The 10828-nt window shown below is 41.7% G+C and carries 10 protein-coding genes and 2 pseudogenes; 5 read left to right on the top strand and 7 right to left on the bottom strand.

Translation table 11 applies throughout. From position 1 onward, the window contains the following. Positions 1–7 precede the first annotated feature (7 nt). A pseudogene (locus HMPREF9441_RS17865) lies at positions 8–145 on the bottom strand (tyrosine-type recombinase/integrase); the annotation flags it as partial. Between the two features lie 284 nt (positions 146–429). Here HMPREF9441_RS17865 and HMPREF9441_RS10895 point away from each other — a divergent pair. Further along, positions 430–1659 (top strand): site-specific integrase, encoded by a 1230-nt coding sequence (locus tag HMPREF9441_RS10895; RefSeq protein ID WP_008621077.1) that lies wholly within the window; start codon positions 430–432, stop codon positions 1657–1659. A gap of 20 nt (positions 1660–1679) precedes the next feature. Continuing rightward, positions 1680–2884: pseudogene (locus HMPREF9441_RS10890) on the top strand (tyrosine-type recombinase/integrase). Positions 2885–3273: 389 nt separating this feature from the next. Here the strand turns inward: HMPREF9441_RS10890 and HMPREF9441_RS10880 are convergent. The 5 genes from HMPREF9441_RS10880 to HMPREF9441_RS10860 all read right to left on the bottom strand — a co-directional run bounded on the left by HMPREF9441_RS10880 (position 3274) and on the right by HMPREF9441_RS10860 (position 8382). Next, positions 3274–6168 (bottom strand): TOTE conflict system archaeo-eukaryotic primase domain-containing protein, encoded by a 2895-nt coding sequence (locus tag HMPREF9441_RS10880; RefSeq protein ID WP_008621071.1) that lies wholly within the window; start codon positions 6166–6168, stop codon positions 3274–3276. Position 6169: 1 nt separating this feature from the next. Continuing rightward, the gene (locus HMPREF9441_RS10875) at positions 6170–6859 is read right to left on the bottom strand and encodes a DUF3307 domain-containing protein (protein ID WP_008621070.1); all 690 of its coding nucleotides are present in this window, start codon (positions 6857–6859) and stop codon (positions 6170–6172) included. Next, positions 6852–7511 carry a sigma factor-like helix-turn-helix DNA-binding protein gene (locus tag HMPREF9441_RS10870; protein WP_008621069.1) on the bottom strand — a complete coding sequence of 220 codons (660 nt, stop codon included), beginning with the start codon at positions 7509–7511 and terminating at the stop codon, positions 6852–6854. The genes HMPREF9441_RS10875 and HMPREF9441_RS10870 overlap by 8 nt, the downstream gene beginning before the upstream one ends. 225 nt (positions 7512–7736) lie before the next feature. Beyond that, positions 7737–8039, bottom strand: a complete 303-nt coding sequence (locus HMPREF9441_RS10865; RefSeq protein WP_008621067.1) for a helix-turn-helix domain-containing protein — start codon at positions 8037–8039, stop codon at positions 7737–7739. Between the two features lie 31 nt (positions 8040–8070). Beyond that, positions 8071–8382, bottom strand: a complete 312-nt coding sequence (locus HMPREF9441_RS10860) for a helix-turn-helix domain-containing protein (protein ID WP_008621066.1) — start codon at positions 8380–8382, stop codon at positions 8071–8073. 477 nt (positions 8383–8859) lie between these two features. Between HMPREF9441_RS10860 and HMPREF9441_RS10855 the strand changes: the two genes are divergently transcribed. Continuing rightward, positions 8860–9267 (top strand): DUF3408 domain-containing protein, encoded by a 408-nt coding sequence (locus HMPREF9441_RS10855; RefSeq protein ID WP_008621064.1) that lies wholly within the window; start codon positions 8860–8862, stop codon positions 9265–9267. A 6-nt stretch (positions 9268–9273) separates the two neighbouring features. On the opposite strand, the gene HMPREF9441_RS18375 is transcribed toward HMPREF9441_RS10855, so the two are convergent. Continuing rightward, positions 9274–9459, bottom strand: a complete 186-nt coding sequence (locus HMPREF9441_RS18375) for a hypothetical protein (protein WP_147715952.1) — start codon at positions 9457–9459, stop codon at positions 9274–9276. A gap of 36 nt (positions 9460–9495) precedes the next feature. Here HMPREF9441_RS18375 and HMPREF9441_RS10850 point away from each other — a divergent pair, with 36 nt between their 5' ends. Together HMPREF9441_RS10850 and HMPREF9441_RS10845 are read left to right on the top strand one after the other, a co-directional pair. Next, complete coding sequence (locus HMPREF9441_RS10850; RefSeq protein ID WP_172634941.1) at positions 9496–9852, top strand: plasmid mobilization protein; 357 nt, start codon at positions 9496–9498, stop codon at positions 9850–9852. Between the two features lie 13 nt (positions 9853–9865). Beyond that, positions 9866–10804 carry a relaxase/mobilization nuclease domain-containing protein gene (locus HMPREF9441_RS10845; RefSeq protein WP_008621061.1) on the top strand — a complete coding sequence of 313 codons (939 nt, stop codon included), beginning with the start codon at positions 9866–9868 and terminating at the stop codon, positions 10802–10804. The last annotated feature ends 24 nt before the right edge of the window (positions 10805–10828 follow it).

Below are 10828 nucleotides of genomic sequence, written 5' to 3'. Positions count from 1 at the left end.
GTATTTATTAAGCGACCATTCTGGGCGCACCGGCATATATCTGAGTCGTGGACACGTTCTTATGCGTTAGCATCTTTGAGACTGTGTAAATATCTGTACCTAAGGATATTTGTATGACCGCATACGAGTGACGAAAGCAGTGGAATAAACAAGTAAAAGCAAGTAAATGAAACAGTGTAACGATTAAACGTATTCGGTTAGTAATTAGCGGATTTTCTATATTTTGCCAAATGGATGAGAAGCAAGAAAGTGCAGATTATTGCAGGTATTCAGTTACCAAACCGTTAGCCGCTTTGTTACCGAAAGGAAACAGGTAACGATGAGCAGAACAAATAATTTGTAACAGCGAAATATTGCACTGATTGTCATCGTTTTGCATATCAAAGAACGCTTATAAAGCGAGTAAATTTGCACATAAAATATAAGCGTATGAAAGTAGAAAAATTCAAGGTGTTGCTCTACCTTAAAAAGAGCGGATTGGACAAGTCGGGCAAAGCCCCGATAATGGGTCGAATCACAGTAAACAACACGATGGCGCAGTTCAGCTGTAAAATCTCCTGCACTCCCGAACTGTGGAATCCTCGTGAAAGCCGTTTGAACGGAAAGAGTAAGGAAGCCGTAGAGCTAAATGCCAAGATTGACAGGCTGTTACTAGGTGTAAATGCCGCATTTGACTCTCTTTTGGAACGCAAAATCGAATTTGATGCAATGGCGGTTAAGGAATTGTTTCAAGGAAGTGTTGAAACCCAGATGACTTTACTGAAAAGACTGGATATGCATATAAAAGATATGCGGTCAAGAATCGGTATTGATGTGGCTAAAACCTCCATGTCCACCTATGTCTATACTCGCAGGTATTTGGGCGAATACATTAAAAAGCGTTTTAAGACTGAAGATGTGGCGTTCGGACAGTTGAATGAACAAGTAGCCTGGGAATTTCAAGAATATGTCCTGAAAGATAAAGGTCTTGCAGTTGATACGGCAAGGCATTATCTGGCAATCCTCAAGAAAATCTGTCGTATCGCTTTTAAGGAGGGTCATGCCGAGAAACGCTATTTCGCCAACTTCAAGCTGCCGAAAGAAAACAGGAAACCTCCACGTGCACTGAGCAGGGAAGATTTTGAGAAAATACGTGATGTGCAGATACCGGAAGAAAGGGTAACACACAATATAGCAAGGGATTTGTTCCTGTTCGCTTGCTATACGGGAGTTCCATATGCGGATGCGGTATCAATAACAAGGGACAACATCTATATGGATGACGATGGGGCATTATGGCTGAAATATCTGAGAAAGAAGAACGAATATCTTGCCCATGTAAAATTATTACCGGAAGCTATCGGTTTGATTGAAAAATACCATTCCGATGAAAGGAAAGAGTTGTTTCCGATGATTCATCATCCCAACATGAGAAGACACATGAAAGGGCTTCGGGATTTGGCAGGAATCAAAAGCGATTTGGTCTATCACATGGGGCGGCACACATTCGGAAGCCTTATTACTTTGGAAGCGGGAGTACCAATAGAAACCATCAGCAAGATGTTGGGACATACCAATTTGGCCACCACCCAGCTATATGCGAGAGTAACACCCAAGAAACTGTTTGAAGATATGGATATTTTCATTCAGGCGACAAGTGATATGACATTGGTTTTATAATAACGGAAAAAGACAGAATCATGAGAAGTACCTATAAACAACTGTATTATATCAACCGCAGCAAGATAAAGTCTGACGGAACGACCTCTATCATGTGCCGTATCACCATAGACGGAAAGGCTGTCACTTTGGCGACAGGATTGTATTGCCAGCCCGAAGAATGGAACAGTGCAAAAGGCGAGGTAAAAAACAGCCGGATAAACGGAATGCTTAATGAATACAGGAAACGTATAGACGACACATACGACAACTTGTTAAAAGTTAATGGGATAATCAGTGCTGAACAGATAAAGATCTCCATGACGGGAGAGTTCAATGTTCCGCAATACATATTGCAAGCAGGTGAGGTGGAAAGAGAGAATTTGAAAATCCGATCAGTGCAGATTGATTCTACATCCACTTACCGGCAGTCCAAAATGTATCAGTACTATTTACGTGAATATATAAACTCGTTGGGCAAGAAAGATATGCTCTTTACTGACATTACAGAAGAGTTCGGAAACAATTATATTCTGTATCTGAAAATGAACTATCCGCATAAGCCTTCTTATCGTAACCACTGTCTATGTTGGTTGAAAAGACTGGTTTATCTTGCTGTGGATAAAGGGATTCTTCGATTCAATCCATTGGATGATATAAAGTACGAAAAGAAGCCACAAACCAAGTTGATGTATATTACCAAAAATCAGCTTCAAGATATAATGAGTCACCCGAAGTCTGATCCGCTACAAGAACTTGCAAGACGAACCTTTGTTTTCTCCTGTTTTTGTGGATTGGCATACGTGGATGTACAAAGGCTTTATCCACATCATATAGGAACGACAGCGGAAGGCCGCAAGTATATCAGAACCTACCGTAAGAAGACTGATATTGAGGCATTCATACCTTTACATCCTATAGCTGAACAAATAATATCCCTCTATAACACAACGGATGACAGCCGGCCAATATTTCCTTTGCGATACGTAGTATGATATGGTTTGAAATCCATGAATTGGGATTTGTACACCAGTTCAAGCATAATCTCTCATACCATCAAAGTCGCCACACGTTCGGAACCCTGATGGCTTCTGCCGGTGTTCCGATGGAGAGCATCGCCAAAATGATGGGGCATACAAATATCCGGACAACACAGGGATATGCATGTATAACCGATGATAAGATTTCGAAGGATATGGATAAACTGATTGCAAAACGCAAACTGAACAGTGCAAATTCAGATTAGATATTCACCGTCAGTCGCCTGTCTCCTTGCCTGTCCATTAAGTTAGTACAGACTTTACTGAAAGCGAAAAGGTCGGGCGGCAGTGCCGTTTCGGACAGAATCTTCCTCCTTCGGAGAGTATTCAGCCCGAAAACCTTTTCCCTTTCACGTCTGTACAATGGACGCTGACGGCAGCGGAAACAAGCGACCGACGGAAAAGTCGGATAAAAAGCTAAACGAAAACAGCATATAGATGGGTTAAAACCAACCACATGTCTATATGCTGTTCTTGTTTTTCTTGGGACGGATATTTTTTAGCGACACAATGAAATGGGCAGACGGCAAACTGCGCTCCCTCCAGAAAAATCAATTATTTGTTTTGCGATTCTATTGCGTTTTCCTCTCTGTGGCTATTGCGTACTATTTAGAACGACTTCCAATAGTTCATTTGCCAGTTTACTATCTGTAACGGTTATAATGCTGTCTTCCTCTGATTGATAGCCGAGAATATTGACACTTCCATACCAAATGGTCGATTTGTCAATAACACATGAGCATAGCGACAATTTGGGCGAAATCCTTACAGAGAATCCTTGACCTTTGAGGTAGTCGGTTTGCTCGCTTACTGTCGATGTGATAATCGCAACTTCAATACCATTTGCCTGAATATCTTTTAGAATCTTGACGAAATCATTTCGTTCTATATGATAGAGTTTAGGCGAGGATATGACAACAGAATGCTTTGAGCGTTTCAATTCCTTTGTGAAAGGTGCGCGGAATGTGTATCCATTGAAAATTTGCCCCTCATGAGGAGATTGTTGCAGATTCCCGATATTATCAAACAATGTCGGACTATCTGTTGAAAGTATCCTATAACCAATGGCTGCGTATCCTTTCAGACGCTTTCGATACATGCTTTCGCAAACAGATTCGTGAATATCAATGTAATCATAAATGCGTACATCTGTTTTACCTTCGTTCTCCCGATGCAAACGGCCTGCATACTGTGCCACTAAGCCTTTCCATGAAATAGGAAGGGCGAGAAAAAGAGTGTCAAGCCTTGGATAATCAAATCCTTCTCCGACATATTTTCCTGTAGCCACTATTGCAAGAGAAGCATCATGTGGAATATCCTGAAGCTTTTGTAAAGTTTCTCGCTTATTTTTAGCAGTTCCTTCACCCGTTAATTGAACAACATTTGCAATATGTGGCTCCAATTTTTGGGCAAGTGTTTTGACATGAGATGTCCTGCTTGTCAGTACAATCGGTGTGCGACCAGCAGCAACGGCATGAAGTATATCATCTACGATAAGTGTATTCCGCACATCGGATTCTGCTAACGATTGAGATAATGACGTAAATGATTGTTTTTCATCAGAAATTGGACGGTATGAAGTAAACCTCGGCAGCAGGTAACGTTGGAATGATTGTTTTTCTATTTGTGCTTTGGCATCTGATGAGAAACGTATCGGTCCGCACTGCATGAATATGATAGGTTGCAAACCATCTTTGCGAATCGGTGTGGCAGTGAGTCCGTAGACATAATGTGCCGTAACTACTTTAAGCACACTCTCGAATGTTACGGAAGATACATGGTGGCATTCGTCCACGATAACCATCCCATATCTTTTGACAAATGACTTGACATCGCCATTTTCAAAGCACGATTGCATAAGGGCTATATCAATCACTCCATGCAATGAGTTTGAAGTGGAATCCAAGCAACCAATTGGGGAAAATGCCTTTCTTCTGCCTCGTTTCTTTGGAGTGTCAGGTTTTGAAAAATCAATATCAAGAAATTCAGAAAGACGTTCGTGCCATTGCAAAAGCAATGCTTTGGAATGGACTAAGATAAGCGTGTTCACTTTCCGGCGAGAAATCAGTGCTGCGGCAGTTACGGTTTTTCCGAACGCCGTGGTTGCTGACAGCACACCATTGGAATAAGGCATCAGCGCATTGATGGCATCTAATTGCTCGTTACGTTCCTTGCCTCTGAATGTTACGGAAATAGGACTTCCGTGATTTGTGTTGTCGATTATTTCATAATCAACTCTGCGAGATGATAACATGGTCGTGATAGCATCTTCACAACCACGAGGCATAGCGATGTATTCATCGGTAAAATCGGCACGGCAAATGATTCGGGGAATATTACGGGTGGAAATGCGCATTGCCTGTTTACTGTAAAACTCCGGATTCTTGAATGCTGCAATTCGTTTGAGATGATTTACCACTGTATTGGAAATGGAATTCAGTGGAATATATATCTTATCCGATTTATTGATGGTTACTTTTGCGAGAAAATCTTTTTCAGTTATATTTTGTGGTGTTGGAGTTTCCCAAGGTTTTGTTTCTGATGACGTGGCCAATGCACCAAAATCTTCCTGATGGTATTTGGCCAACAAGGCATCTATTACATTTTCACTTACCTTCTTGACACTGTGCAAATAAGCCCACTGATCCTTGAACTGGAGAAACTCTTCATCGACAAAAACACTGTTACCAGCTTTTCTTGCTTTTCCTTGTAGGGGTAAGGCTATAAGATTACCAAATCCACCTTCAGGCAGCCTGTCTTGGTTCGGGAAGAAACGGTCGTAGGAGTCAAACGTGATTCGTCCATTTCGTTTCATTGCTTCTGTCAGAATGGAGTTTCCGAATTTCCTTATTTTACTGGCGTAAATTGGTTCTTCAAAGAAAATCCATATATGCGCACCATTACCGGAACGCGAGCGTTCTATACTGTATGAGACTCCCCAATCCTTGCAGACAGAAATGAAAGCCAATACGTCATTCTTGTATCCGTGAGTACAGTTTTTGTCATCAAAATCAGCACACAAGAAGTAACTTTTATCATCCAGAGCAATGACATATAGACCTATTACGTCACATCCGTTTTCATCTTTTCCTTCTAAATGACGATAAACATCTTGGTCGGTCAGAGGTGCGAAATGTCTGTTCGGGCATTCTGCACATTTGTACCGTTTTTTATCACATACACCACTGCGCCATTCGTTGATACAGACTGGCTGGTAGCCTCCCTTTTCGGTAGTTTTACTAAACCATCGCCGTGCAAATATATCTTCACGGCCTTTGAAAAAACTGCGAAACAACGTAATCTTATCATCAAGAGAAAGATTAACAGGAGGAAATGTAATGGATGAAAAAGCCGTTTCGGTGTTATTAATCTTTTCGGTGGGGTACGCAATGCCATGCTGCTGAAGAATGGATTTCAACTTTTCGTTTTCATTCAGCAACGTATTATATTTCTTGACAAGAATATCATATTTTTCTTGAAAGTTATCCATGTCATTTTAAGACCATTAGTCCGCAAAGCAGTGCAATTCCGAAACTTAGGAATGTTCCGGCAAGGACATACTCAGTCTTGGCTGTGTCCGTATCTTTGAATCGCAAGATGGATTTTGCCGCAATGATAAAGCCGATAGCCTCATATTGTCCTATGATTACGAAAATGATTGTCAGAATACGCTCCAGACCTCCAATCAAAGCCCCTGCATTTTTGATGTTCTCACAGGATTGTGTTTCACCTATTTGATATTTCTCCAAAACCAATTTTATCAGAATGTTGGCAGGCTTGATACTCAACAATATGGCTAACAAGAACAAGGGTATAGAAAAGGTCTCACTGCAATCCACTAATTGAATAGGTAATTCAGGGGCGTTAAAACAAAAAGCCACAGTAACCAACACTGCCAAATGCGCAGCCTGGTCAAGAAGAAAACTCCATAGTCCTTTGTGGCTAAATATTTTGGCAATATCAATAACTAAATGCGAAATCGCAATGCCAAGCGCAAAAAATCCGAAACTACAAGTCGGTACTAATATCCACGACAATGCACCTACTATTAGTGAATGTACATATAGAAACCAACTTTTGAGCTTTTTATCCTCCTTCTGCCTGCAATATTCATCACTTTGCAAATAGAAATCGGCAATGACGTGGGCCAATAACAGACTTAAAAACAACCAGCTATTCATATTCTTCAAAATTTATCTGTTCAAAATACTTCAGGGCTTCCTCAATGCAATACCATTTCGCTGTAGTGGCGGCTTTGTTTACACTGGATTGTTTGATACCGACCTTTTCCGCAATATCCTTTTCCTTCAATCCAAACAGCTTATAATAAATTATTTCACTTTGTCGCTGTGTCATGTTGTTCATTAGGGCATCGGTCAACAATGCGATGGCGTGTAGTGGTGAGGCCAAGTGTTGTAGGGTGCTTTTGATAATCATCGTACCTTTGTTTACAGTTCCCATTTCTTCAATGGCACGCCCCGACAGGTAAATGGCTTCTCCATCCAATATGCCTTCCTCAATGTTTACAATACGCATTTCTCCAAGACCCACGGCCATGCGGAGACCGTATGCCTGAAATTCTTTTGTGCGGTTCTTGTCTGCTACTGCGAAAGATTTTACATACGATTTGATTATAAGGGCTACACGAAAGGCGTTGCTGACATTTTGCATAACACACTCGATATAGTCACCTTTAATCTGACGACCCCAAAAATCAGGGTATCGGTCTTGAAGCAAGACAAACAACTTTTCGATTCTCTGCTTCAATTCTATTGTCTCAGGTGCTGATAATGAAGTGGAAGCCACTATGTCAGCGGAAATAGTTGCATACATAGTTCTTTCTTTTTTATTCAAATGCAAAAGTAATCATTTTATCTGTTACTGCAAAGAATAATAGCCTATAAAGGCTATAAAATGCAATTATAGATGATTTAGGCTATAATCATAAGATATGTATCAATGAGGCTATATCTGATAAAGTTGCTTTTAATGCGTAAATCTATACTACAGATATAGGTTATTCAGCTAAAAGCAACTTCTAATATTGGGGAAGCCCGTCTATTTCAGCCGATACGCTTCTTTATACCCCTTCATCAAGGTACGCTCTATGTCGGATGTGCGGTAGAGAATCTTTCCGCCAACCTGCGTGTATGGCAGGATGCCGTTGTTGCGGTAGTCTTGGAGGGTTCGGCGGCTTACTTTCAACAAGTGCGCCACTTCCTTGTCTGTCAGCAGTTCATCGTTGAATACCGATGGCTGTTGCTTGCTTAGCAACTTTTCGAGCGAGGCCAAAAGCCTGTCGAAATTCGAGTGTACGTTCTTTACCCACTCGTGATCCTTTTCTCTGATTTCATTGCTCATACGGTTCTATTATTGGTTAAACATTTATTTGTCAAATGCCGCTGCCTTTCCATTGCGCCCCTTTGCGTCTGTCTTCCACGGCAGAAATGACACGCTCCACATCATCGGGGCGATAGTAAGTCCGGTTGCCGATTTTGGTAAAGGCAAGCGTTCCATTGTCGCGGAGGGTCTGCAGGGTTCTCGGACTGATGCGCAATTTCCGGCAGACGGCATGATTATCCATCCAGCCGTTCTTTTCCTTTTCTCCATGCAGCCTGCAAAAGCTGTCTATCCGCTGCACGAAGTAATCCAACTTGGCAGCAACCTCCTCAAAGGCTTGTTTTTCAAAACTGATTATTTCCATAATTGTCACTGTTTATATTGTTCATACTATTTTTCGTCGGTTCTGCAAAAGTAAGGTGGCTTCGCTTCTTACCTCATGCGTTTCAAACAAATGGATGCCTGTGGCATAATTGGCTTAGGACACCGCCTTGTTTTACTGTTTCCGGTGCAAAGTAATATAGTAATCGTCACATCGCAAAGGATTTACAGACGGCTGACGGTCTGTTACATCACTTGTCATCATGTTGCATAATCAGTGGACAATATGAACTGACTACGAATGCTTATTCCAGAATATGAACCGTTCTCAACGAAATGACATAAGCAAAATATTGCAGTCAGCACTGCCACTTCAATGAGCAAAACGCATAATCAACCATAATTGCCACGCTGTCTCCATTTGCTTGATTCAGTGAACTATACACACTTCCTTTGCAGACGATAACAGGTCAATGTGCATACTGAGACCACTGTATTAACCAATTAAAATCCACAATTTATGGGAACAACGAAAAATTTTGGAAAGGAAAGATGGGAGACTATGACGGGTACGGCAATGTCGCAGATTCTTCCCGAGGGTGACAGCCTTGAAATCGAAAATTCGCTTGAGGCTGATGGGCAACCCGAAAGAACAGGACAACATGAAACGCCTCCTGTTCCACAACGCAGGGTAAGCAACCGACAACGTAGGTTGTCGTTGGACGAGTATCGCAGCACCTTTCTGCAAGTGCCGAAAATCGAAGACCGCAAACCTGTATTTGTCAGTTGCGAAGTGCGCGACAGGCTGGACGAGTTCGTGCGCAAGCTCGGAAACCGCAAAATGAGCGTGTCGGGACTGCTTGAAAACATCGCCCGGCAACATCTTGAAATCTATTCGGAAGACTTCGAGCAGTGGCGTAAATTATAACGTGCGTCAGATGAAAAATGTATCTGCACTCTGCATGACTGCTGTCAGACATTCTTGAATACGCTGATGCGTAGGACTTCTGTTTGTGGTAGGGAGCGAGGTTATCTTTCGGGCATCCCGAAAACCTCGCTCCACTCCCAAAGTCGTGGAGGCAATCCGTTCCCAACGGTCGCAAATTGTAAGATACATCATCACAGTAAAATGACCAATCACAATAAACCAAGTAATATGAGTAACAAAGATAAAATCAAGCCCAAAGGGAGACCGAAAGCAAGCAGCTTCCGCAAACTCTCCAAGTCCGTTACGGTAAAATTCTCAAAGCCCGATTACGACCGTCTGTGTCTTCGCAGCAGACAGACCAATCGGACGCTTGCCGAGTATATCAGGGATACCGCGTTCAATACGCAGATTGTGGCAAAGCATTCCACGGAAGAAATCACTACCATGCGCAACCTTGTCGGCATGGCAAACAACCTGAACCAGCTTACAAAACTGTCGCATCAGATTGGGTTGTACCGTACCACAAATATGGTAACGGAACTGCTTGAAAAACTGAAAGCGATAATGCACGATTATAAAACTTAAAAAGGGAACAATAATGATTGGAAAGATAAAGAAAGGAAAATCATTCGGTGGATGTATCCGCTATGTAATGGGCAAAGACAATGCTGAAATCATTGCCTCCGATGGCGTATTGTTGGGTAATACTCGTGAAATAACGGACAGTTTCAACTATCAGCGTATGCTTAATCCTAAAATTAAACAGCCTGTCGGACACATTGCTTTGAGCTTCAAACCGGAAGACAAACCTAAACTGACCAATGAGTTTATGGCTGAAATAGCGATGGAGTACATGGATTTGATGGGTATCAAGAACACCCAATTCATATTGGTAAGGCACAATAATACTGACAATCCGCATTGCCATTTAGTCTATAATCGTATCGGATATGACGGTAAAGTAATCTCTTCGCAAAGCGATTACAAGCGTAATGAGATAGCGACAAAAAAGCTGAAAGACAAATACGGATTGACATACGCCGAGGATAAGAGCAAAACAAACGTAGAGAAATTGCGCTCTACCGAGCAGGTAAAATATGAGATTCACAACGCCGTGAAGAATGCGTTGCGACATTCAAAAACATGGAAACAGTTCAATGAACGTCTGGCGGAACAGGGTGTCAAACTTGAATTTGTAAAAAGAAGCCGAGAAATAAAGTCAGTAAATGACATACAGGGAATCCGCTTTACCAAAGACGGTCTGACATTCAAGGCTTCGCAAATCAGCAGGGATTTCAGTTTCGCAAAACTTAATGCTCAATTAAGTTGGAATACATCTGAAACCGAATATAGTCTTGATTCCAAAAAGCAAAGACAAGAGCAGCCAACTTATAATCTGCCCAATAATAACATTATTGAAAGTAACGGCTTAGGATTGCTTTCTTCTTTTGGCGAGTCATCATCGGAAGAACAAATCCCATACGATGAACTATTGCGCAGGCGCAAGAAGAAAAAGAGAAAAGGCTTGGGACTATAACAAATTTATCGGAACGTAAAACAT

Origin of the sequence: Paraprevotella clara YIT 11840 (assembly GCF_000233955.1) — a bacterium.
Lineage (GTDB): Bacteria > Bacteroidota > Bacteroidia > Bacteroidales > Bacteroidaceae > Paraprevotella > Paraprevotella clara.
Note: the sequence above shows the minus strand (reverse complement) of the source record. Positions and strands in the feature narration are given on the sequence as shown.